Annotated in this window: 22 protein-coding genes and 1 other annotated feature; of the genes, 19 read left to right on the top strand and 3 right to left on the bottom strand. The window is 50.9% G+C overall.

Going from position 1 to position 24687, the window contains the following annotated elements:
- Positions 1-7: 7 nt before the first annotated feature.
- On the bottom strand, positions 8-691 hold the full coding sequence (locus QU597_RS22535) for a hypothetical protein (protein ID WP_310829900.1): 684 nt from the start codon (positions 689-691) through the stop codon (positions 8-10).
- A 20-nt stretch (positions 692-711) separates the two neighbouring features.
- A complete protein-coding gene (locus QU597_RS22530) occupies positions 712-1200 on the bottom strand; it encodes a DUF7689 domain-containing protein (protein WP_310829899.1) in 489 nt (162 codons plus the stop codon).
- A gap of 294 nt (positions 1201-1494) precedes the next feature.
- On the opposite strand from QU597_RS22530, the gene ypfJ reads away from it, so the two are divergent.
- Entirely contained in the window at positions 1495-2343 is an 849-nt protein-coding gene (gene ypfJ, locus QU597_RS22525) for a KPN_02809 family neutral zinc metallopeptidase (protein WP_310829898.1), read from the top strand.
- Between the two features lie 96 nt (positions 2344-2439).
- On the opposite strand, the gene QU597_RS22520 is transcribed toward ypfJ, so the two are convergent.
- Complete coding sequence (locus tag QU597_RS22520) at positions 2440-3678, bottom strand: GGDEF domain-containing protein (RefSeq protein ID WP_310829897.1); 1239 nt, start codon at positions 3676-3678, stop codon at positions 2440-2442.
- Between the two features lie 191 nt (positions 3679-3869).
- On the opposite strand from QU597_RS22520, the gene QU597_RS22515 reads away from it, so the two are divergent.
- The 18 genes from QU597_RS22515 to QU597_RS22430 all read left to right on the top strand — a co-directional run bounded on the left by QU597_RS22515 (position 3870) and on the right by QU597_RS22430 (position 24669).
- The gene (locus tag QU597_RS22515) at positions 3870-5288 is read left to right on the top strand and encodes a glycosyltransferase family 4 protein (protein ID WP_310829896.1); all 1419 of its coding nucleotides are present in this window, start codon (positions 3870-3872) and stop codon (positions 5286-5288) included.
- 141 nt (positions 5289-5429) lie between these two features.
- A complete protein-coding gene (locus QU597_RS22510) occupies positions 5430-6812 on the top strand; it encodes a LysM peptidoglycan-binding domain-containing protein (protein ID WP_310829895.1) in 1383 nt (460 codons plus the stop codon).
- 202 nt (positions 6813-7014) lie between these two features.
- Positions 7015-7297, top strand: a binding site (T-box leader).
- 159 nt (positions 7298-7456) lie between these two features.
- Positions 7457-10093: a valine--tRNA ligase gene (locus QU597_RS22505; RefSeq protein WP_310833386.1), complete on the top strand. Its 2637-nt coding sequence runs from the start codon at positions 7457-7459 to the stop codon at positions 10091-10093.
- 5 nt (positions 10094-10098) lie between these two features.
- Positions 10099-11475: a bifunctional folylpolyglutamate synthase/dihydrofolate synthase gene (locus tag QU597_RS22500; protein WP_310829894.1), complete on the top strand. Its 1377-nt coding sequence runs from the start codon at positions 10099-10101 to the stop codon at positions 11473-11475.
- 7 nt (positions 11476-11482) lie between these two features.
- Positions 11483-12871 carry a UDP-N-acetylmuramate--L-alanine ligase gene (gene murC / locus QU597_RS22495; RefSeq protein ID WP_310829893.1) on the top strand — a complete coding sequence of 463 codons (1389 nt, stop codon included), beginning with the start codon at positions 11483-11485 and terminating at the stop codon, positions 12869-12871.
- Between the two features lie 266 nt (positions 12872-13137).
- On the top strand, positions 13138-14319 hold the full coding sequence (locus QU597_RS22490; protein WP_310829892.1) for a glycosyltransferase family 4 protein: 1182 nt from the start codon (positions 13138-13140) through the stop codon (positions 14317-14319).
- Positions 14320-14503: 184 nt separating this feature from the next.
- Positions 14504-15688 (top strand): glycosyltransferase, encoded by a 1185-nt coding sequence (locus QU597_RS22485; protein ID WP_310829891.1) that lies wholly within the window; start codon positions 14504-14506, stop codon positions 15686-15688.
- A 76-nt stretch (positions 15689-15764) separates the two neighbouring features.
- Positions 15765-16952, top strand: a complete 1188-nt coding sequence (locus QU597_RS22480; protein WP_310829890.1) for an SPOR domain-containing protein — start codon at positions 15765-15767, stop codon at positions 16950-16952.
- Positions 16953-17134: 182 nt separating this feature from the next.
- On the top strand, positions 17135-17380 hold the full coding sequence (locus QU597_RS22475) for a DUF4321 domain-containing protein (RefSeq protein WP_206101681.1): 246 nt from the start codon (positions 17135-17137) through the stop codon (positions 17378-17380).
- Positions 17381-17416: 36 nt separating this feature from the next.
- The gene (locus QU597_RS22470) at positions 17417-18025 is read left to right on the top strand and encodes a Maf family protein (protein WP_369698830.1); all 609 of its coding nucleotides are present in this window, start codon (positions 17417-17419) and stop codon (positions 18023-18025) included.
- Positions 18026-18044: 19 nt separating this feature from the next.
- Positions 18045-18734, top strand: coding sequence for a RadC family protein (gene radC, locus QU597_RS22465; protein WP_310829889.1), 690 nt, complete (start codon positions 18045-18047; stop codon positions 18732-18734).
- Positions 18735-18774: 40 nt separating this feature from the next.
- Positions 18775-19809, top strand: coding sequence for a rod shape-determining protein (locus QU597_RS22460; RefSeq protein WP_054942706.1), 1035 nt, complete (start codon positions 18775-18777; stop codon positions 19807-19809).
- Between the two features lie 59 nt (positions 19810-19868).
- A complete protein-coding gene (gene mreC / locus QU597_RS22455) occupies positions 19869-20747 on the top strand; it encodes a rod shape-determining protein MreC (RefSeq protein WP_206101678.1) in 879 nt (292 codons plus the stop codon).
- Positions 20747-21277, top strand: coding sequence for a rod shape-determining protein MreD (mreD, locus tag QU597_RS22450; RefSeq protein WP_310829888.1), 531 nt, complete (start codon positions 20747-20749; stop codon positions 21275-21277). The genes mreC and mreD overlap by 1 nt, the downstream gene beginning before the upstream one ends.
- Before the next feature lie 80 nt (positions 21278-21357).
- Complete coding sequence (minC, locus tag QU597_RS22445) at positions 21358-22017, top strand: septum site-determining protein MinC (protein WP_054942703.1); 660 nt, start codon at positions 21358-21360, stop codon at positions 22015-22017.
- A 5-nt stretch (positions 22018-22022) separates the two neighbouring features.
- A complete protein-coding gene (minD, locus tag QU597_RS22440) occupies positions 22023-22817 on the top strand; it encodes a septum site-determining protein MinD (protein ID WP_054942702.1) in 795 nt (264 codons plus the stop codon).
- Positions 22818-22976: 159 nt separating this feature from the next.
- Positions 22977-23834, top strand: coding sequence for a peptidoglycan DD-metalloendopeptidase family protein (locus QU597_RS22435; RefSeq protein ID WP_310829887.1), 858 nt, complete (start codon positions 22977-22979; stop codon positions 23832-23834).
- A complete protein-coding gene (locus tag QU597_RS22430) occupies positions 23827-24669 on the top strand; it encodes a M50 family metallopeptidase (RefSeq protein WP_310829886.1) in 843 nt (280 codons plus the stop codon). Before QU597_RS22435 ends, QU597_RS22430 begins: the two co-directional genes overlap by 8 nt.
- Positions 24670-24687 lie beyond the last annotated feature (18 nt).

Genomic DNA, 24687 nt, shown 5'->3' with positions numbered 1-24687 from the left:
ATTTTTATTATTTTTCCAGTACGTATTTTTTCAGATCATCAAATTTAGCCTTATTCTCCTTAGTCCATTGTGCTGAATCAACTGGAGAAATTGACTTGCTCAGCTCCCCGCTGTCTGAGACTAAATATTGAATTGCCGGAAATAATTCAGTTTTACCAGCCTCGACTTGGTCGATTATAAAGGGTACCGCAGGAAGTCCAAGCTTTGTTAATGATCTGATTTTATCATCATCGGATTGCTCAGAAGAAGACGCAATTTTCTCAACATTTCCTGGAATGCTTTCTAATTTCACCTTCCATTTTTCGGAGAATTTTTCGCCGGTGTCCCAGGGAGTCGGATCGTCCTCTTTTAAGTTTACTTTTGCAATCTCTTCAATTGCAGCGGCGTATATATAGTCAAAGAGACCACTGCCTTCGCTTTCATCAATCTTCTTCTCCAGTACCGGGAAAGCTTTATATCCCAGTTTCACTATATTTTCATATTCTTCGCTGTCCTTGATATAGTCATAAGGATTGCTGCTGAGTGACAATTTTGTCTTGTTACTAATTTCATTTTGGATTTGCTGAGCGAGCAAAGTAGTGTTGTCATCAATTTGTTTCTCAACGGATGCCTCTGCATTCTTGGGATACAAAGTAAACAAGGCAGTAGCGGTAAAACCAAGGGCGAACAATCCCACAATCAGCTTCTTCATTGTTTCACCTCCATGTTTAATTAATTATATTTCTCTAATGCTGAACCGTATACAAGATTAGTGTAAGGATCCCAGCCCAATGACTGTAATCTTTCCCAGCCGCCCCATTTTGCATTTGAATGATTTGCGTCTGCTACCTTAGAAAAATGTGTAACATTACTGGTTGATGTACCATATGCAATTATTTTCACATTTGATGGTGTTGAAGAATAGGGATACGGGTTGTACATTTGGGAGGTCATATAGTTATTCGCCTGTTGTAAAGTTGGGTTAGAGCTTCCCCAAGGCCAGACCCAATGACTGGTATCGCCTAATGCATATCCCAAACAATTATAATCCCCTGTAGCTGCTGCTAAATAGTAATAATTTCCAGATGTTTTTACCATAGCTTCATACTCTGCTTTAGACGCATAAAAATAACTTTGGTAACCGGCGAATGCTGTTAAACTGCCTGCACAAAAAACGGATGCGGCAACTAATCCAGAAACAATGGTTTTTTTTAGTTTCAAATTTCACTCTTCCTCTCATTTTAAATACAAAATGTTCAACTAATAACATATTAAATTTTACATGGGAAAAAATACTATTTCTAAAAATTAAATGCCTCTTTATTGGACGAGTTTTCTATTGTAACTCTGAAATATAACTCTGAAAATTTTGCAGCCAACGATTTCCCATTCCAGGTCTTCCTCGACCGCAAACCCAGCAAGTGGAAGTGAGCTTCTGCAGATTTTGGGTATAACACTATTAAGAGTTCTGTTCACATGAATCGTTTAGTGTAAATACGACTGGGGGGCTCACCTATGAAATGGCAGGGTAGAAGAGGCAGCTCGAATGTGGAGGACCGCAGGGGCATGGGCGGCGGCGGCAAAATGGTCGGCGGCGGGATCGGCGGTATCATTCTGGTGGTGATCGTAACGCTGCTCAGCGGCGGCAATGTCGGTGATATTTTGGGAGGTCTGACTTCCGGCGGCACTACCTCCAATGCTCCTTACCAGGAGACGGCGCAGGACAAAGAGCTAGCGGAATTTGTCTCTGTCGTGCTGGCAGATACGGAGGATGTATGGACAGAGGTATTCGCACAGCAGGGATTGACCTATACGGACCCTACGCTGGTGCTCTACAGCGGCAGTGTAGATTCAGCCTGCGGGACAGCTAGCTCGGCGGTTGGGCCCTTTTATTGTCCGGGCGACAGCAAGCTGTATATTGATCTTAGTTTCTATGATGAGCTGCAGCAGCGTTTTCAGGCCCCGGGCGATTTTGCGATGGCTTACGTTATTGCCCACGAGGTAGGGCATCATGTACAGACCCTGCTTGGAACCTCGGAGAAGCTGAATGCGCTCCGCCAGAGCCTGAGTGAAACAGAATTCAACAAATATCAGGTCCGCTTTGAGCTGCAGGCCGATTATCTGGCCGGTGTGTGGGCTAATCATGCCCAGGGTATGAATCTGCTGGAGGAAGGCGACTTGGACGAAGCATTGACGGCAGCCAGTGCAGTCGGAGATGATACGATCCAGAAGCAGACCCAGGGCTATGCGGTACCGGACAGCTTCACGCACGGAACCTCGGAGCAGCGGAAACGCTGGTTCTATAAAGGCTTCAATTCCGGCACGATTGCTGGCGGAGATACATTCAATGCCACTGAGCTGTAAGAGAACAGAAGGCGGAGCTGCACTCCGCCTACGCAAAGAGCCGTTTCAGCCGGACTACCCGGTGAAACGGCTCTTTGTCTGATTTCTGCCTCGGCATTAATCGGCCAGCTCATTTTTGTGCGTGAGCCGGTTTCTGCCGAGTTTTTTGGACTCCAGCAGCAGCTGGTCCGCGCAGACATAACCTTTTTGCATAGAGGTGTTCTGATCTGTCTTGTAGTAATAGAGGCCGAAGGAAGCTGAATACCTGACTTTGATCATCTGATCCTCATACTCCGCCGCAGCGGAATGCTCTGCAATATCATTCTGAATTTCTTCAATTATGGACCGGCACTCCACGAAGGATTTATTTCTCAGGAACAGAGTGAACTCTTCTCCACCGCTGCGGAAGAGAGTATCGTCTTCTTGCAAATGCGATTTCAGGGTGTCGGCAAAATCGACGATGACTTTGTCGCCGACGGCATGATTGTAGGTGTCGTTGATTTTTTTGAACCGGTCGATGTCCGCCACTACGATGCCTATACATTCACCGCTATGATCCAGCTCTTTCATCATTTTGTCCATATGGGCACGGTTGAAGCTGCCGGTCAAAAAGTCCCGGTAAGCCATCTGCTCGAATTTGTCCCGTTCGAACTTATGCTGGGCGCTCTGCGACTTCGAGAAGAAGGAGAGGCTGACGATGTAATTCAGCAGGAAAAGAGCGATCAGCATCTCCCATTTTTCCATTTGAAGCAGGCGCAGCAGCAGGGCATTGGTTAGTGCGACTTTGCTGAAGTCCAGCAGATTCCGGCTTTTTAACAGCAAATTCAGCGCTTCTTTCCGCGTCTTAATATCGCCTGAGAGTGCAAAGGTGATCACCAGGAAGCCTGAGGACAGAAAGGTTGTAACACAGACTACCAAAAGGAACAGCAGCCAGTATCCGGCCGGGAAATTGGCGGCAACCGGATAGAGAAGCGTGTACAAATAATAGGCGGAAGTACCGCCGAGCGTGAAGGAACCGATATTGTAGAAGGTATCCAGGAACTCTCCGGGATCAGCGGTTTTCGTTTTCTTTTTGTAGATAAGTACGGTAAACCGGTAACAAATCTCATAGATCAGCGTACCCAGCGGGCCGGCAAAAATACCAAAGGAGGAAGTGTAGCTAATCGCGTAGTCAATGGTTGAGTTTCCGCTCCGGGTCACAATACGCAGCTGGAAATAAAAGCTGGCGAATACCCAGTACAGCAGCATCGCTTTGAGATATGTATAGTTCAAGGCTACATCGGGATGTGTCCCGATTGCTATGCCTACAGCAGCAACAAACAGTGACAAATCGAAAATTCGCGCTTTTGACATCATCGCCTGACTTCCTTTCCCAGAGTTATACCGATTATACCCGAAATGGCGAAGTGTGATAAAAATATATTTTGAAAATTTACAGGCTATTTTCTTTGTTGTACAAAAGAGACTCTCACCCATGTCGGGGAACCGGCGCCGGTCATATAATACTTTGTTCATTAGTGAATTCTATTAGCCGGGGAGAGGGATTCATGAGGATATTGCTGGTTACCTACTGGGGACTCACCAATATGGGGGGAATCTGGACGTACATGAAACAACTCTCAGACAAACTGGGCGAGCAGGGGCATACGGTAACGCTCATGGGCAGCCATGTGGAGAGCAATACCTTATATCTGCTGAACGAGAACGCTTTTTTTGACAAAAAAGCTTTTTATACAGCGCTGCTGCCTTATCTGGATCCGCAGAAGTTTCCCCATTTGCATCAGGAGCATGGCATTTTCAGCTTTGAGCTGGGGCGCTATGTATTCGAAGGCGGGGCTGCGGCGCTGGGCCTGGAGAATTATGATGTGATCCATGCCCAGGATCTTATTTCCTCTTATGCGCTGCGGCGGATTATGAAGGTTCCGGTACCGCTGGTTTCCAGTGTTCATGGGGCTCTGGCCCGCGAGTCGTTTTATGAATACAAGGGGCTTGAGCCGGGGCTGACAAAGCTGGAATATGAGCGTCGGCCGATCTGGAGCTATTTCCGCCGGATCGAACAGCTTGGTGCGAACGCTGCGGACCTGATTATGGTCTCATCGGAATGGATCGGGCAGCTGGTGGTGGAGCTGGGAGTGGAGCAGAAGCGGATTCACCTTCAGCCCTATGGAGTCAATCTGAAGGAATATGAGGTAAAAGCGGCAATGCCCTCACCGCTCCATCTGGATCACGGGCGGAAGGTCATTATGTATGCCGGACGTCTTGAATATATCAAGGGAGTTCATGTATTGATCAGTGCACTTGGCATTGTGAAGCAGCAGCGCCGGGACTGGATCTGTGTGATCGTCGGGAACGGCAGCCTTATGGAGGAGCTGAAAGGGCAGGCGCAGGAGCTTGGCATCCAGGACTTTGTTTTATTCCCCGGCAAAATAGACAATATCCCCGCTGCCCTGGCAGAAGCGGATATTTATGTCCAGCCCAGCCTGCAGGATACGCAGCCCTTTTCGGTTACTGAAGCGCAGCTTGCCGGCATTGCCCCGGTTGTAGCCGGTACGTCAGGAATGCCGGAAATGGTACAGCACGGGGTAACGGGCTGGATTGTGCCTCCGGAGAATCCGGAGGCGCTGGCGAAACAGCTGGAACAGCTGCTGGAAGATGACGAGCTGCGGGCCAAGACAGGAAGTGAGGCGAAGTGCTGGGCTGGGCGCAGCCGTTCACTGGATGCGATGGTGGAAGGGACACTCAAGGGATACCGCTTGGCTGCAGGGATGCAGGGATGGCCGCAGCCAAGCGCTGCTGCCGGTATATTGCATTTGATCAAACGGAAAGCCCGGCCTATTCCCGGCGCTTTTCATCCTGCAGATATCCTCAGTCTCACCGACCCCGGTAATCCTCTGGAGCAGATTTTGCGCAGCAGACTTCCGGCAGAATATTGGATTCCCGACGCCAGCATCCTCTCCGGTAAGTGAAGTAACCCGTGACTTATGCTGTTGTGTCCAAAATAGTCATGCCTTCCTGATTGAAGCATATACATGAGTGGAGTAACATTTTGGGCTTATACTCTGGGCTTGTCTCAGAGTTAGATTATGCCAAGAAGGAGGACATTTCCCGTGTTTGACCAGTCCCACGGCTTGCGGTTTGATATTTATGAACGCATCCACCTACCTGCAGAACTTCCGGGAATAGCTGAGCTGGAAGAGGTGGAGCTGATTCCGGATATTCAGGTGATTCAGCGGGAGGACCGGGCCGAGCTCTACGGCCAGCTGCTGCTCACCGGACTTTACCGGGGAGAGAATGACCGGACCGAGCGTCTGGAGCATTCCATTCCCGTTGAAATCACAGTTCCGCTGACCCGGGTCAGTTCACTTGATGACATAGGGGTGGAGATCGAAAACTTCGATGTTGACCTGCTTACAATGCGTACTGTCAACATAACAGGCGTGCTCTCCCTGCGGGGAATCGGCGGAACGGATACTGGGGCCGCCTGGCAGCAGGAAGAATACACAGTTGCTTATTCTCCGGAGGATGAAGGCCGGGGAAGTGATGCTCCGGCTGAACCCCGTGAGCATGATAACGATGCCCTGTATGAGAATTCGCTGTGGACCTACGGCGAAGGTGCGGCTGAAGCCCCGGCAGATGAACACGAGAATGCTGTCTTTACAGCAGAAGCTCCAATAAATCCGCTTTTCGTGGAAGGCTCTGTCTACACTCAGCCGGCAGGCTCATCAGCACAGCTGCAGAAGGACAAGGAAGCGAAGCTGCGGACGCATAGCTTTGATTCCCACAAAGGCAATGCAGAGCCGCTTTCCGGACACTTTTTTGGTGCTCGGGAGAAGGCGGAAGCTGCCAATACGCTTAACTCTCCGGAATTAGCGCAAGTCTCAGGCAGTGCTTTCCCGGATGCTGTTATACCTGCTGCAGCACAAGTGACTGATTTTGAAGAAAACGCAGCTGGGGCAGGGGATTATGCGGGTAACCGGGAAGAACCTACGGTTGCTGCCGAAGCAGAGGATAATGCTCCGCCTGAGGTTCAGGCTCAGGATGAAGAGGTGCTCCCCGAGCCAGCAGAATATAAGGAGAATGAAGTCTTTCATTCACCGGAGACGCTGCCCGCCCAGGAAGAAAAGACTGACTTGAAAATCGCTTTAGGAAGCAAGAAGGAAGAAGAGACCCCTGCAAAGGAGCATCTCACATTTTCTTCATTGCTCAGTTCAAGCCGTGCCCATAAGGAGCAGGAGACTGCCGCCCTGAGCGGAGCGGTTCCTGCTGCGCCTATTCCTGAGGCCGGGAATGATAGTGAATGGAAGAGCCGCTTCATCGGCGGATTGGGCGGCGCGGATCTGTTCCGCAAAGTCCGGCTCTGCATTGTACAGCGGGAAGATACTCTGGACACTATTGCCGAGAAATATCAGCTGAGTGCACGGGAACTGGTCATGTACAACCGGCTGTCCGGCCAGAATGTGGAAGAAGGTCAGGTCTTATACATTCCTTAGAGCTTTGTGAACGGCATGAATAGGTACGAAAGAAATCTCTCCTTATAAAATGGTTGGTCGCACTTCCATTTTTCAGAAAGGAGAGGTTTCTTTTTGTATTTCGCCAAATATTTTATTTAGGCGGTATAAGTCCCGCGGTTTGTGCGTATGCTGGTTGACTAGGAATAGCACTAACTGTATTATGGGATTAAGTAAAACTTAGCTAAAGACTGGGAACGGGAAGAGTAGGCGGTCAGCCCTTCAGAGAGCGGAATTGTAATTGCTGTGAATTTCCGCAGGATGCAGCCACCGAAGTCGCCCCGGAGTCGCCCTTCTGAATGCATACCCTGAATCAGGGCTGCAGTGTAGGATGTGGCCGGATGCAGCCGTTATCTGCGTGAGTGTCGCGCTAAGCTCTGGAACCGTAAGGTACCCGGGCAGAGGTTTATTTTCTGTTAGCGCGAAACAAAGGTGGTACCGCGAAAGAATGGCCTTTCGTCCTTTGAGACGAAAGGCCTTTTTGTATTTTCATGACCACAAACAATACAGTTATCTTAATGGAGGTTCAGAACATGGCTGATCACAACACTAATGCGGCAGCGGAGCTGCCGGACACGCAGGCTGCGGCAGACAATGCCGCTGCTGACAATAATGCCAAGAGCGAAATGCCGACTACATATGATCCGAAGGCGGCAGAGCAGAAATGGTACACCTACTGGATGGAGAACGAATTCTTCAAGGCCGGCATGCGGCCTGATGCCGAGCCTTACAGCATCGTAATTCCCCCGCCGAACGTAACGGGCATGCTGCACATCGGGCATGCGCTGGATTTCACGCTGCAGGATATCCTGATCCGCACCAAGCGGATGCAGGGCTTCGACACCCTGTGGCTGCCGGGAACGGACCATGCCGGGATCGCTACCCAGACCAAGGTGGAGCAAAAGCTACGCCAGCAGGGAATTTCACGCCATGATCTCGGGCGCGAGAAATTCCTGGAGCAGGTATGGGCCTGGAAAGAGCAGTATGCCGAAACCATTCACGGGCAATGGGCGAAGATGGGGCTGTCTCTGGACTATTCGCGTGAGCGGTTTACTCTGGATGAAGGATTGACCAAAGGGGTACGCCAAGTCTTTGTTGAGCTGTACCGCAAAGGCCTGATCTACCGCGGCAAGCGTATTATCAACTGGGATCCGGCTGCGCGTACCGCATTGTCGGACATCGAAGTAGAATATAAGGAAGTTAACGGACACCTGTATCACCTGCGTTATCCACTTAAGGACGGCAGCGGCTTTATTACGGTAGCGACTACACGTCCTGAGACGATGCTGGGTGATACAGCGGTAGCGGTGCATCCTAAAGATGAACGCTACAAAGACCTGATCGGCAAAACTCTGATTCTGCCGATTATCGGCCGGGAGATTCCGGTTATTGCCGATGATTATGTAGAGAAGGAATTCGGCAGCGGTGCGGTGAAGATCACTCCGGCCCATGATCCGAACGACTTCGAAGTAGGTCTGCGCCATAACCTGCCGCAGATTAATGTGATGGACGAAGGCGGCACGATGAATGAGGAAGCCGGACCTTACCAGGGTCAGGACCGCAGCGAATGCCGCAAGAATATCGTTGCTGATCTGAAGGAGCAGGGTGTTCTGATCTCCATCGAGGACCATGTGCATCAGGTTGGACACAGCGAGCGTTCCGGGGCAGTAGTTGAGCCTTACCTGTCCACCCAATGGTTCGTTAAGATGCAGCCGCTGGCCGAAGCCGCCATCACTGCACAGAAGAACGGTGAAGGCGTTAACTTCGTGCCGGACCGTTTTGAGAAAACCTATCTGAACTGGATCGAAAATGTACGTGACTGGTGTATTTCCCGCCAATTGTGGTGGGGACACCGCATCCCGGCCTGGTACTCTGAGTCTACGGGTGAAGTGTTTGTAGCGTATTCCATCGAAGAAGCCCGCGAAATCAGCGGTCTTGATGATCTGAAGCAGGATGAGGATGTTCTCGATACCTGGTTCAGCTCCAATCTGTGGCCGTTCGCCACACTCGGCTGGCCGGATGAGAACAGCAGCGATTATCAGCGCTTTTATCCGAATAACGTCCTGGTTACCGGCTATGACATCATTTACTTCTGGGTAGCGCGCATGATCTTCTCCGCACTCGAATTTACCGGCAAGAAGCCGTTTGGTGATGTCTTCATGCACGGTCTGGTACGTGATGCAGAAGGACGTAAAATGTCCAAATCGCTTGGCAACGGGATTGATCCGCTGGATGTGATCGAGCAGTATGGTGCGGATGCCATGCGGTACATGATTTCAACGGGCAGCACGGCCGGACAGGATCTGCGTTTCCGTATGGAGAAGGTAGAGCAGGCGCGTAATTTTGCCAATAAGATCTGGAATGCTTCCCGCTTCGCACTGATGAATCTGGAAGGCGTAAGCTTTGCAGATATTGACATTACGGGTGAGCTTACTACGGCGGACCGCTGGATTTTACACCGCCTGAACGAAACTTCTCGCGATATTACGCGTCTAATTGACTCGTACGAGTACGGTGAGACTGGCCGTCTCCTGTACAACTTCATTTGGGATGATCTGTGTGACTGGTATATCGAGTTCGCGAAGCTGTCGCTTTATGGTGCGGATGCAGCCGCCAAAGCCAAGACCCAATCAGTGCTTGCCTATGTGCTGGACCGCACGCTGCGCCTGATTCATCCGTTCATGCCGTTCATTACCGAGGAAATCTGGCAGCATCTGCCGCATGAGGGTGAGACGATTACCCTGGCGCAGTGGCCTGTGTACGATGCGGCGCTTGAGAACCCTGAGGCCGTTGCAGAAATGAACCTGCTGATGGATGTTATCCGTGCGGTTCGTAACATCCGTGCTGAAGTGAACGTGCCGATGAGTAAAAAGGTTGAGCTGATCATCAAAGCCGGCAGCGAAGAAACGCTCAGCATCATTACCCGCAACGATAATTACATCGGGCGTTTCTGCAATACTTCTTCGTTCGAAGCAGGCCTTAATCCGCAAACTCCGGATAAGGTTATGTCCGCAGTAGTTACAGGAGCAGAGCTCCTGCTGCCGCTATCCGGTCTGATCGATATCGAACAGGAAATTATCCGTCTGGAAAAAGAAGTGCAGACGCTGAACAGCGAAGTAGAACGCGTAGAGAAGAAGCTTGGCAACCAAGGGTTTGTTGCCAAGGCACCGGCTAAAGTCATCGAAGAGGAACGGGCTAAGCAGGCGGACTATTCCGCTAAGCGCGAGAAAGTGCTGGCCCGCATCGCAGAGCTGAGAGGATAAGGGACATGGAAGAGATGATCGGGAGCGGCGGTACCGCTCCCTTAAGTTCTTATACAGAAGCGGTCGACTGGATTAACGGTCTTATTCCTTTCGGCATCCGTCCGGGGCTGGAGCGGATCGAAGTGCTGATGGAGAAGCTGGGCAATCCGCACCGCAAGCTGAAGTTCATTCATGTAGCGGGGACGAACGGCAAAGGCTCGACCTGCGCTTTTTTGACAAGTGTGCTGCTGAAGAGCGGGTATAGCGTTGGAACGTTCACTTCTCCCTATATCACCAAATTCACCAACCGTTTTCAGTATAATGGCATGGATATTCCTGAAGAGACGCTCGCTGAGCTTGCAGAGAAGCTGCGTCCGCTTGTCGAAGAAATTGCCGGGACTGACCTGGGTTCACCTACGATGTTTGAGGTGGCTACGGCGCTGGCTATCCTCTACTATGCGGAGCGTTGTTATCCCGATGTAGTCGTATGGGAGACGGGTCTTGGGGGAAGGCTGGATGTAACGAACATCGTGACGCCAGTCGTGTCCGTGATTACAAATGTCGGCCATGATCATACCGATGTGCTGGGAGATACCCTGGAGAAGATTGCCGGTGAGAAAGCCGGAATCATCAAGCCCGGAGTTCCTGTAGTCAGCTGCGTGAGCCAGCCCGAAGTGATCGCTGTGCTTAAGGCCAAAGCGGCTGCCTGCCGCTCGACCCTCTATCTGGCGGGAGAAGATTTCAGCTATGATCTGACGGGGATTGAGGATGGTGTACAGCGGTTTAACTTTAAAGGCCCGTTCCGTTCGCTGAACGTTGGCATTGGCATGAAAGGCGAGCATCAGCTGAGTAATGCGGCCGGGGCCATGATGACGCTGGAGGTTCTTCGTCAATACATGGCGTTCATGCTGGAGGACGAGGATGTGCTGGAAGGCTTTAAGAATACGTTCTGGGCTGGAAGGCTGGAGGAAGTAGGCCGCTCTCCGCGGATAGTACTCGACGGGGCACATAATCCTGAAGGCGCGGAGAGTCTGGCCAAAAGCCTGCCGCAGTTTTATAAGTACGGCAAATTAAATTTGCTCATGGGGATGCTGGCAAATAAGCATCATGAGTCATACTTCAAGCATATACTGCCTATAGTGGATACGCTCATCCTGACCGAACCGGATTTCCGGAAGAAAATGGACGCGGAAGATCTGCAGGCTATCGCAGAACGTCTGCGGGAGAAATATGCCAAAGAAAATTTGGAAATCATAGTAGAACGTAATTGGGGTAAGGCGCTGCAGCTGCTGCAGTCGATCACGTCAGAGAAAGATCTTGCGGTCGTGTCCGGCACGCTGTATCTGATCTCCGATGTGCGCAGTACGCTTTTGCGGCAACCCGATTCTGAAAAAGGCTGGTGACGAACTGTTGGATACTACTGAACGTGTGCATTTTATAGGGATCGGCGGCTACGGAATGAGCGCGATTGCCCGGGTAATGCTTGAGATGGGATATACGGTTACGGGCTCCGATGTGGCAGCTCAGGAATTGACAGAGAAACTGATTGCCAAAGGTGCCAAGGTTTATATCGGACATACTGCTGAGCAGGTAAAAGGTGCGGATCTCGTAGTTTACTCTACGGCGCTGGCAAGCGACAATGTGGAATGGGTGGAGGCGGAGCGTCTCAAAATCCCGGTTCTGCACCGTTCCCAGATGCTTGCCCGGCTGCTGAATGAACGCAAGGGAGTTGCCGTTGCAGGGGCGCACGGCAAAACAACCACCTCCTCGATGATCGCTTTGATTATGGAGGATTGCGGAGTGGACCCGACATATATTATCGGCGGGGAAATTATGAATGTCGGCACCAATGCCAAGGCTGGACAAGGAGAATTCGTCGTGGCGGAAGCGGATGAAAGTGACGGCTCCTTCCTTCAGTACCATCCTTGGCTGGCGATTGTTACTAATATTGAAGCGGATCATCTGGAGAACTATGGCGGTGATTTCGGCAAGCTGAAGGCTGCCTACGTCCAGTTTATGAATCAGCTTCGTGAAGACGGCACGGCTATCGTCTGTGCCGATGATGAAACGGCAAGCTCGCTGTTGTCTGAAGTGAAAGGCAATGTTATCACATACGGCATTCATTCGCCGGATGCGGATTATACCGCCACTGACATCGTGCTGGGCGACCGGCTGGTCTCATATACGATGAGTAGCCACGGTCAAGTGCTGGGACGGATTGAGCTGTCCATTCCCGGAAAATACAATCTGTACAATTCAATGGCTGCGGTTATCGCCTGCCTGAAGTCGGGCATCGCTTTCGAGGCCATCGCTGACGCTATCGTGAAGTTCCACGGTGCCAAACGCCGGTTCCAGGTGCTTGGCGAAGCAAATGACATTCTGGTGATTGATGACTATGCGCATCACCCTACAGAAATTCAGGCTACGATCAGCGCCGCCAAAGCTACTGGTAAACGGATTATTGCCGTCTTCCAGCCGCAGCGTTATACCCGCACATTCTTCCTGCTGGATGCGTTCAGCCGGGCCTTCAGTGAAGCAGATGAGGTAATCATTACCGACATTTACTCGCCGGCCGGTGAGAAGCAAATTGAAGGCGTGACCTCCGCGAAACTGGTGGAGCTGATCGTGCAGAACAGCAACGCCGGGGCAAGGCATCTGCCGACCAAGGAAGCCGTACTGGCAGACCTGCAAGGCCGTATTGCTCCAGGTGATCTGGTGCTCACTATGGGCGCCGGAGATATCTGGAAGGTCGGGTACACCTTGGCGGAAGCTCTGAAGGAGCACGGTAAACAAGCATAAACGATTGAAGCTGTATCTCGAAGCGTATTCTTTCTGATCATTCGGAAAGGATACGCTTTTTTTATAAAATTTATTTAATTTTAATGGAAGCGTGTACAACCCTGTTGTATGGCGGTCCTGCACTTTTAGACGTGAAGAATATTTTGAAATATTTCTGCAAAATCCCATAAAACGACAAAAACCTGCGCCGCTTTGGGGTAATATATCCTAAATGAATAAATAAGTCCAAAAAATTACAGATAAAGTGGAGAGTAGGAGACGAGGTCATGAAGGAAAGATTACTGTTTATTTCCGCTGAGAATCCTTTTCCGCAAGACAGCGGCGGCAAACTGAGGACTGGCAATATTCTGAATATTTTGATGATGAAATATGAGGTGGACCTGCTAACCTACCGGAACCCGCGGGAGCAGAAGCCGCAAGAGAGTGTGCCGGCCTTTACCATGCATGAAGTGGAACGCCGGATGAGTTACCGCAAGGCGATGCTCCGTTCACTCTATAAGTGGCGCAACTGCTCATATATGAGCCATGCAGATATGGATATGCACAGCGAGATTATTATGCTTAGCAAACAGAACAGCTATAGTCACGTCTTTATCTCTCATAGCCTGCTAGGATCCTGTATTGATATTGTTCGCGGAGTGCTGCCGGAGGCAGTCATTATTACGGATGCCCACAATTTCGAGAGCAATCTCTCGGCGCAGCTGGCACAAAAGAAGCAGGGTATCGCCAAGCTGTATTTTAAGCTGAATGCGTTCTGGACCCGGCTGGATGAACTGAAGCTGATGGACAAGACCAATCTGCTGCTTACAACCTCTGAACAGGACGGATTGTCCTTCAAAGCGCTGTCCACCAAAAACTCCTACAAAGTGCATGTCATCCCCAACTTCATCAAGATTGGCGATTACCGTTCAAAAGCAGAACCGGAGAAAGAGAAGTGGATCATCCTTCCCGGGAATATGAACTACTTTCCGAACGTTAATGCAGCCGTTTATTTTTACCGCGATATCTATCCGCTGATCAAAGCACAGGTTCCGGAGATCAAATGGTATATTGTAGGCCGGGATGTGCATCCTGATGTGGCAGCACTGGCAGAGAAGGATCCGTCCATTGTGATCACCGGTTATGTAGACAGTGTAGCTGACTATGTACGGAGAGCACAGGTGGTTATTGCACCTCTGCTGGAAGGGAGCGGGACCCGTCTGAAGATACTGGAAGCCTGGGCGCTGAAGACCCCTGTTGTCTCCAGTACCAAAGGCGCGGAAGGTTTGCTCTACAAGCATGGCAGCAATATTATGATTGCCGATGATCCCGTGACTTTTGCCGGCAGTGTCGTGCAATTGCTCCAGGATCGTAAACAGGGAGCCATGCTGGCGGAGCAGGCACATCGGACGCTGATGGCTAATTATGAGGCCGACAGTGTGAGGGAGAAACTGCTGAGTCTTGTCTAAAACTATTCATATTTAGAAATAAAAAAATTTTTCTCTCATAAATCGACAATCTTTCTAAATAAACTGCGCTACTATTGATCTACAACTAAAGTTCTATAAAAAGCGGCTGGGTATGTATCCGGCCTGCTTTTTCTGCACGTTAATATGAGGTTTATTATTTTTATAGAACCAAGGAGCTAGAGATATGAGAGAGAAAATGCTGTTTCTTTCTGCCCGGATTCAAGGTCTGGGGGATGATGCAGAAGGAGAAATACGAACGGAAAGTCTGATCAGCATCCTGCTGGAGAGATTCGATATCGATCTGCTTGAATATTGCAAGTGCCAGCGTGATTCAACATTACGCCCTGATCCTGCGCTTAGGATGCACACTGTAAATCAAGTCTCCAGGCCCCGCAAGTCTCTGATGGATTCGCTATATAAGCTGCGGGGAAAAGCTGTTCATAGTTATGCAGATAAGGATCTGCAGGCAGAAATCAGACGTCTGTGCAGCTTGCATACATACAGCCATGTATTTATTGCGCAGGGGGTGCCAGGCGATTGCATTGATGTAGTGTCTTCGTTGCTGCCGGAAGCTGCAATTATTACCGATTTACAGCGCTTGGAGAGCACACAGTCAGAGGGAAAGGCTGCGGGCAAACGCGGTCTAAGCAGACGCTATCATAAGCTGAATGCGGCACTGTCCCGGCGGGATGAACGTAAATTATTGAACAAAACCGCTCTGCTGCTGACGGCTTCCGAGTGGGATGCCCTATCGTTCAAGGCCCTGTCCTTTGCGGATGCCGGCAAGGTTCATGTCGTGCCGCATTTTATCGATCTGGACGATTATCAATACAGCGAGCCTGCCGTCAAAGAGAATGCAATCCTGCTTCACTGGAATATGCACACCACCCAGGGCAAAAATGCGGCGTTGACCTTTCATAAGAAGGTATATCCGTTAATTAAGGCTAAGGTTTCAGACTGCAAATGTTACATAGTCAGCAGGGAGGTTCATCCGGAGGTTGCAGCTTTGGCTAAGCTGGATTCCTCTGTGCGGATCATTGAAGAGAGCGGAGAGGCATATGCATACATACGGCGGGTGAAGGCGGTTGTGACTACACTCCGAGAAGGCTGCGGCAGCCCGCTGAACATTCTTGAGGCTTGGGCGCTGCGGACACCGGTAGTTACGGGCCAGAAGAGTGCGGAGGGAATATATTGCGAGCCGGGCCGGAGCATTCTGCTGGCCGACACCACCGGTGAAGTTGCCGAACAAGTGGTGAAGCTGCTGCAAACCCCGGAACTCGGATCGATTATAGCTGATCAGGCCTACCGGACACTGCTGAAGTATTATGAGGCAAGCAATATTAAGGAAAAAGTGCTCAGTTTGGTGTAATCATAGCAAAATAGCATATTCGCCCCCTCTCTATCATATATTCTCTTAACGAATAGACGATAGTGAGGTGTGAGATTTGAATAACGGAAGAATGACGTTCCGCTTTGATATGAACAAGGATAAGAGCGGACAAGCACCGCAGGATATAAGTGCAGGCGGCGGAGGTCTCGGCACAGTCAAGGATTACAGCAGCACACAGCAGCGTGAGGAGACAATCCCTTTAGAGACTCGGTCTTATAGGGATTTCGAAGTAGAACCTGTGTATGATCTGCGGGAAAGACCTTCGCGCCGTCCCCCGGCTATTATTCATGAGGATGAATACAGACTAGGCAGCCAGTATCCTGAATTTATGCCTGCTGACGAACCGGAGAACTTCGGGGATATCTCCTACTCCGGAGTGAGTTATGGAGGCTCTTACCAGACCCGCCGGCCCACGCCATGGTGGAAATTTGCACTCCCTGTTGCCGGAGCGCTGGGAATAGGGGTGTTGCTGGGCTACGCGGCGCTGAACTTTATCAGCGGTGTGAATGATGGCAGCAGCAGCGGGGCTTCCGGATCCAATACGGCAGCCGTACAGAGCCAGGCGAACACTTCTTCCGGCCAGCCGGTCACCGGCGACACTGGTCTGCCGGACATCCCTGCTGCAGGCCGCATACCCGTAGCAATTGCAGAACAGAGCTACTATCTGCTGCAATACGGTGTGTTCAGTACCCCGGCAGGAGCACAGCAGGCGCAGCAGGAATTACTCGCCGCGGGACTCGCCGCCGGATTCGATCCTGAGGGCGGCAACCGGGTCTATGCCGGAATGTCGCCTGACCGCGAGCAGGCCAAGCTGCTTAGCAGCGGACTTAAGAATCAGGGGATTGAGCTGTACGTAAGAGAAGTGACATTGCCGGCCACCGATCAGGCTGCTTTTGCCGGGTCCTCTAAGGCTGTGAACAGCTACTTTGCTGCCAGCGGGAAACTGGTGGATGAGCTGAGCAGCCTGTCTGCTTCATTGCTTAGCGGAGCCGGCGGGAACGTGGACAGCGCTGCTGTCAGTGATCTTCATATGCAGTGGAATGAGGCGGTCAAAGGACTGGAACCGGGCCTGTCTGCCGAGGGGAAGAGCCTTTGTGCAGGGCTGGAGAAATCCGTGAGCCAGGGAATTGCAGCACTTAACGAATATAATAAGAATCAAGCGCAAGGACTGCTTTGGGAAGTGCAGGATTCGATGATGAGCTTCCTGGCAGGCCAGAAGAGCCTGCTCTCCTTGCTTAGTTAACAGGAACTATAGTATCCCCCGGCCCGGTCTCCCGCCCCTGGCCGGGGGATTTTTGATACCCGGAGCATCCGGTTTCACCGGGCTGAATGGTAATCATTACCGATGTGGATTTTGAGTTTGTATTGAACTCAGTTTCACCGTATAATAATTAAGGTGTCAAAAAATGGCGAGGGAAGACGTGGATGAAGAAGAAAAATGTAGGAACACTGCTGTTATTTCTTATTCTGGGCTGGCTGGCCGGGGCATGGATCGCCAAGCTGCTGGAGCCTGTAAAAGCCCTGTCTTTTCTTACAGCCCCGACTGTTCTTAAGTGGTCGCCGCAAGCCGATTTGGACATCATAACCTATGATATCACTATTCATTTGAAATTGTGCCTGCTCAGTCTCGCCGGTATCATTACAGCCGTGTGGCTGTACCGCAGACTGTAGCTTTCAGCTGCTGACTTCAGAAGGGACGTTTATACAGTGGAGCATGATAACTCACGACTCATTATCCTTGCCTCAGGCTCACCTCGCCGCCGGGAACTAATGTCGAACCTTGGCTTGCCTTTCGAGGTGCTGGTCAGCGATGCTGACGAGAGCACGCCGCCGGACTTTACACCGGAGATGATCGTGCATACGCTCGCTTTACGCAAAGCGGAAGCCGTATTGCCTGCCGCCGGAGGGCGGAACGCCGTTATTGTCGGCAGCGACACCATTGTCGTGCTGGATGGCAAGGTGCTAGGCAAGCCGGTGGATGAGCAGGACAGCAAAGTTATGCTAAGCTTGCTTCAGGGCCGGACTCATCAGGTGTATACCGGCGTGGCCTGCATCGGGCTGCCGGACGGCAAGTCTGAAGTGGCGCACCGGGTAACCTCAGTAACGATGAGAGCACTCGGCGAAGAGGAAATCTCCGCTTACATAGCGACCGGAGAGCCTGCCGACAAAGCCGGCTCCTATGCGATACAAGGGCTTGGAGCCACTTTGGTGGAAGAGATTGAGGGCTGTTATTTTAACGTGGTCGGATTACCGTTGTCGCTGCTTGGCGGCATGCTGACCCGGTTTGGGATTTCTGTACTGAACCGGCAAGGATAGCAAGGAGAGAGGGATAGGGATGGAGTCGCAATCATTTATGCTGCGGGACCTCCCCCATGAAGAACGACCACGAGAACGCATGATGCACTATGGGGCGGAATCACTCAGTCAAGCGGAGCTGCTGGCTATACTGCTGCGTACGGGTACACGCCGGGAATCGGCTATTCATATTGCCCAGCAGCTGCTGGGCAAGTCTGGCGGTCTGCGCGGGCTTGCGGACCTGAGCATTGAAGAATTGACGAATATCAAAGGCATCGGCCCTGCCAAGGCGGTGCAACTGAAAGCTGGCATAGAGCTGGGCAGGCGGATGGCGAATTCGAGGCTTACTGAGCCGGTCACCATTCGTTGCCCGCAGGACGCAGCAGAGATTCTGACGGAGCAGCTGCGTTATTTACAGAAGGAGCACTTTGTCTGTCTGTTTTTGAATACGAAGAATCATGTAATATCGCAGGAGACTTTGTCTATGGGGAGTCTGAACGCCTCTATTGTGCATCCGCGCGAGGTGTTCCGGGCAGCCATGAAATGCAGCAGTGCAGGGATAATCTGTGCACATAATCATCCAAGCGGCGATCCTACGCCAAGTCCCGAGGATATCGCCCTGACGTCAAGACTGATTCAGGCAGGCGAAATTGTCGGAATCGATGTGCTGGATCACCTGATTATCGGGGACAGCCGGTTTTTTAGTTTGAAAGAAAAAGGGTACATGTAATATAATTGTCCAGATTCACTAGGAAAAGGAGAATACAAGCATGTTAGGTGGTTTTACGAAAGATCTTGGAATTGACCTGGGGACAGCGAATACGCTTGTCTATGTACGCGGTAAGGGGATTGTAGTCAGAGAGCCTTCCGTGGTGGCCATTAATACAGACACCAAAACGATTGAAGCTGTAGGCGAATCCGCCAAAAAAATGATCGGCCGTACGCCGGGGAATATCCGTGCGATCCGTCCGATGAAAGATGGCGTTATCGCAGACTTTGATACAACAGCGACAATGATTAAATATTTCATCCGCCAGGCACAGAAGCAGCGCTCTATGTTCCAGCGGCATCCGAATGTTATGGTTTGCGTTCCTTCAGGCATTACTGCGGTTGAGCAGCGTGCGGTTGAGGATGCAACCAAGCAGGCAGGCGCACGTGAGGCTTACATTATCGAAGAGCCTTTTGCTGCAGCAATCGGTGCGGATCTTCCGGTATGGGAGCCTACAGGCAGCATGGTTGTAGATATCGGCGGAGGAACTACAGAAGTTGCAGTCATCTCGCTTGGCGGTATTGTTACCAGCCGTTCTGTGCGTGTGGCCGGCGATGAAGCAGATGAGTCGATTATTCAATACATCAAACGCCAATATAACCTGATGATCGGGGAACGTACCTCGGAGCAGCTTAAGATGGATGTGGGTTCTGCCCTTCCGCTGGAGAAGGCGGAAACGATGGAAATCCGCGGCCGCGATCTCGTTACCGGACTTCCGAAGACACTCACAATTACTTCGGATGAGATCTGTGAAGCTTTGTCGGATACGGTGAATGCGATTGTAGAAGCTGTAAAAGTAACGCTGGAGAAATGTCCTCCGGAGCTGGCTGCCGATATCATGGACCGGGGCATTGTGCTGACCGGCGGTGGAGCGCTTCTGCGTAACCTGGACAAGCTGCTGGCACGTGAAACGGGAATGCCGGTAATCGTTGCCGAGAATCCTTTGGATTGCGTCGTCATCGGAACAGGCAAAGCGCTGGAGAACATTCATCTGTTCAAGAGCCGCAACAATACGGGACTTCGTCCTAAACGATAGGATATACTGCTGCATGTGCACATCAACCCCTGATATGGGTGAAATACGGTTGTTAGAGGGTGTTGAAACTGTTTAAGCTGTTTAACAATAAACGTCTGTTCATCCTGCTGATTACACTGGTAATGTTCATCGTGGTCATGGGCTTCAGCCTGGGCGCAAGGAAAGCCTTGTCCTGGCCGGAGAATTTCCTCAGGGATACAACCGGATTCGTGCAAAGTTTGTTCTACAAGCCCGCTGGATATGTAGCGGGCTTGTTCCAAGATATCGGGAATCTGCATGATCTGGCAGAAGAGAACGAGCGGCTCAAAATTCTGGCTGCCCAGTACACACGGGACAAAGCGACCTACAACTTCATAAAAGCAGAGAATGAGAATTACAAAGAAGAGCTTGAATTCCGAGAGGCCCAGAAAAAGCTGTACCAGTATGAGCTGCATATTGCTCAGGTCATCAGCTTGACGACAGAGCCGAGCAATAGCTCGATAGTGATTGATCTGGGCTCGAAGGACGGAATCAAACCTAATATGTCTGTAATTTCTGTGGAAGGCTTGGTCGGTGTTATCAGTCAGGTAAGTAATTTCACTTCAACTGTGAAGCTGATGACAATGATGGATGCGAATGATCCTAATTCCCAGCCGCCAATTGCTGCAACTGTACTGAATAAAGAAAAGCTAAGCTTTGGAATGATTGAAAGCTATGATCAGCAAACCGGAATGCTGAAGATGAACAAGATCCCGGTAGGTGACCCTATAACCCCAGGAGATACCATTATTTCTTCCGGCAGCGGCGGCGTGTACCCGCGTGGATTAACCATTGGTACGGTGAAGAGTGTCCAGGAAGGGGAGTTCGGTTATACCTCGACTGCGCTCATTGACCCTGCGGCTGACTTTCAGAATTGGAAGGATCTGTTCGTGGTGTTTACGGAGGAGCGTGTGGAATAGTGAGGATGCGCAGATCTGTTCTTGTACTGTTATTGTTTCTTTTATTTATTCTTCAGGGCACCATTCTACCCTGGCTGCTTCCGGATGCCTGGGAATTACGGATTATTCCTAATCTTGTTTTTATCGTGATCCTGTTTGTAACGATCTACCATCACCGGCATACGGCACTTATCTTAGGACTGTCTTTCGGCATGCTGCATGACATTATTTACTACGGCAGAATACTGGGTGCCCATTCCTTCGCAATGGGTCTGTCCGCTTATCTGATTGGCCTAATCTTCCAGATTCCGCGCGCGCCGCTTCCGCTGATGATGACAGTGGTGCTGCTTGGCAGTCTGCTGGAGGACAGCATACTGTTTGCGATTTACAGTGTGTTCAATCTCAATCAGGAGCCCTATAACTGGGCGCTTCTGAACTATATGCTTCCAACCATGCTCTTTCATTTTGCCGCTGGATTACTCTTATACATTCCGGTAAGGCGTCAGCTGGAATTATTGAAGAAAGAGACCCGTAAAGAAGAACCGGCATAACCGGGCTCCGCATTTTCTTTCACGCAAAGAAGGAATTTACCTGACCCGGAACGAATGAATGAGGATGGGGGGACAGGCATATGACAGTAAAATCCAAGCATGTAAGGATTAAGGGCATCAAGGACGGCCTGGTATTCCTGCTAGACGACAAGTGTCCCTTTGAAGATCTCTTAAGCGAGCTTCGCTATAAGCTGGAGCACAGCCATCAAAATATTTTAACGGGTCCGATTGTGCACGTGGATGTTAAGCTGGGGAGCCGCCCCGTCACCGATGAAGACAAAGCGGCAGTGCTGGAGATTCTAAAAAGTCAGGGCAATCTGCTGATTCGCTCTATTGAAGCGGTTGAAGATCAAGGTAATGTGGATCCTGAGGCCTTGTTCCTGATGAGTGGTATGCTTCGTTCCGGGCAAGTCCTGCATCACCAGGGCAATCTGTTGTTTCTGGGCGATGTGAATCCGGGAGGTACAATTACCTGTTCAGGTGATATTTATATTCTCGGAGCACTCAGAGGTATGGCTCATGCCGGAGTGGACGGCAATCAGGATGCGATTATTGCCGCTTCTTTATTGTCACCGACACAGCTGCGGATCGCCGATGTCATTAGCCGGCCTCCGGATGAATGGGGAACCCGGGAGAGCAGCATGGAATTTGCCTATTTATCGAGCGGCGCTATGCAGATCGACAAAATTCATAATATAGTCAAATTACGTCAGGGTTTAAATGTGTTTAAAGGGGTGTAGCCTCCATGGGAGAAGCGATTGTCGTAACCTCGGGCAAAGGCGGAGTTGGCAAAACAACCACAACAGCCAACATTGGAACCGCACTTGCATTGCAGGGCAAAAAAGTATGTCTGGTGGATACGGATATCGGACTGCGGAATCTGGATGTAGTTATGGGGCTGGAGAACCGGATCATCTATGACCTCGTCGATGTGGCGGAGGGACGCTGCCGCCTGAATCAGGCGCTGGTCAAGGACAAACGGTTTGATGAGCTATATATGCTGCCGGCTGCACAGACGAAAGACAAGACGTCCGTTACCCCTGAGCAGGTAAAGGATATTATTCTGGAGCTGAAGAAGGAGTACGAGTACATCCTGATCGATTGTCCCGCCGGGATTGAGCACGGATTCCGCAATGCCATAGCCGGTGCGGATAAAGCCATTGTGGTTACCACTCCGGAGCATGCCGCTGTAAGGGATGCGGACCGGATTATCGGGCTGCTGGAGCAATCCAGTGTGGAATCCCCGAAACTGGTGGTCAACCGAATCCGGCCGGGTCTGGTCAAGTCGGGAGACATGCTCGATATAGAGGACATTCTTCAAGTACTCAATATTGACCTGATTGGAATTGTTCCGGATGATGAGCTTGTGATCAAGGCCGCGAACAGCGGGGAGCCGACGGTGATGAATCCCAACTCGCCTGCGGCGATTGCTTACCGTAACATCGCGCGGCGTATTCTGGGTGATGCCGTACCGCTCATGCAGCTGGACCGCAAGCCGGGTGCATTTAGTAAATTCAAGAAATTTTTTGGTATGGGTTAAACGGTAAGGAGAGCAATTGTAGAATTATCCATAATAATCCCGCCTGCAGAGTATCTGCGGCGGGATTTTTCTTGGTACCCCCTTCCGCTGGGGCTTGTTCTAAACAGATGCTGCGGTCTCATAAACTAGCATTAAAACAAGCCCGCCGGAGGGATGAATATGGAACAGAATTCAGGCATCAAAGGACGCCGCAAGGAACGTATCCGCAGCCTGCTGGATGAGAACCCGGAAGCAGCGGCACCGCCGCTGTTTACGCTGACCGATAATGTGACGAGCTATAAGGAATGGGGACTTGGGCAGCGAAGCGAGACACAAACCGGACCGGAGCCCGATCCTGAGCTCCTGTGGAAGCAGCAGCGCGGAGGCTGGATGGACGAGGGGGGCGGAGGCGGTACACCGCGGTTTGCCGCCGGATTCATCCGGCGTACTGTCGCCAGTGTCCTTGTGTTCGGGGCAGTGTGGGGCATCTTCATGTCCCGGGAGCCTTGGGCGGTTAAGGCGCAGGACTTTATTACCGATGTACTGAGTAATGACATGGATTTCGCAGCGGCACAGGTCTGGTATGAAGCACATTTTAACGGGGCGCCTTCTTTTATCCCGATTTTCGGTGACGATGAAGTGCCGGCGCAAAAGGTGAATGCCTCGCACAGCTTAAGTGCTCCGCTGGAGGGAAGCATCGTACGCGCCTTCGCTTCCACGCTGAAAGGCGTGGAGATTATGCCTCTGGCCGATTCAAGCGGCAATGTCACGGTGAAAAGTGTAGATACGGGCCGTGTGCTCTCTGTATCGAAAGAAGCACAAGGAGGAATCCGTGTTGTTGTTCGCCATACCGGCAATATAACGGCGGAATACGGCCATTTAAGCGGAACCAGACTATCGGCGGATGACTGGGTGCAGAGCGGGGATACGGTCGGCTGGATGCAGGAGACGGAGAGCCAGGATGCGCCGCTGCTTTTTTTTGCAATTATGAAAGACAAGACTTATATTGATCCCGCTGAAGTGGTATCGTTTGATTAGGATATTAGGAATCCAGCTGTCGCTGCATCCGCTGTTCGTGCTGATTATGCTCCTCTCTGTCATTACCGGACAGTTCCTGGAACTGCTAACGTTATTTACAATCGTATTTATTCACGAAATGGGACATGTCATTGCCGCTTTGCTGAATGGGGTTACGGTCAAGTCTGTCCAGCTGCTTCCATTTGGGGGGGTGGCTGTTATCGAGGATCACGGACGGCTCACCGCCGGCCGGGAGATTACCATTGCGCTTGCCGGACCGCTGCAGAACGGAATTATGATTGTGATGGCTCTTCTCCTGCAGCATGCAGGAGGCGGCAACAGTGCTTTTCTTGCTTATTTTATACAGGCAAATGCCATTATTGCACTCTTTAATCTTCTGCCGGTGCTCCCGCTGGACGGAGGCAAAATCCTTCAGGCTGCGCTTAGCATGCTGGTGCCTTATTATTACACTCTCCTATGGAGCGGCAGAGTGAGCATAACAGCAAGCGTGCTGGTCATTTGCTATGCGCTGCTTCCGCTTATGACAGGCGGCGGCCTGCGGCTGAACCTGCTGATGATCGGTGCTTTTCTGCTCTATTCGAATGTTACGGATCAGCGTAATTTGCCTTACCGCTTTGTGGCTTTTCTGATGAACAGGGAGGCTGCTTATGAACGGCATTTACGCTCGGGGAGTGCCGCACGTCCTATTGTTGCTTTTTCCGCGAAACCTTTGGATGATATATTGCGTCTATTTAAACGTAATCAATATCATTTTATTTATGTGATGAACGATGATAAAAATGTGGTAGCCGTTGTACCGGAGCAGCGCCTGATCTCTTCCTATTTCGGAATTTAGATACATGAATGATTGAAT

This window comes from Paenibacillus pedocola (assembly GCF_031599675.1).
Taxonomy (GTDB): Bacteria; Bacillota; Bacilli; order Paenibacillales; family Paenibacillaceae; genus Paenibacillus_AQ; species Paenibacillus_AQ pedocola.
Note: the sequence above shows the minus strand (reverse complement) of the source record. Positions and strands in the feature narration are given on the sequence as shown.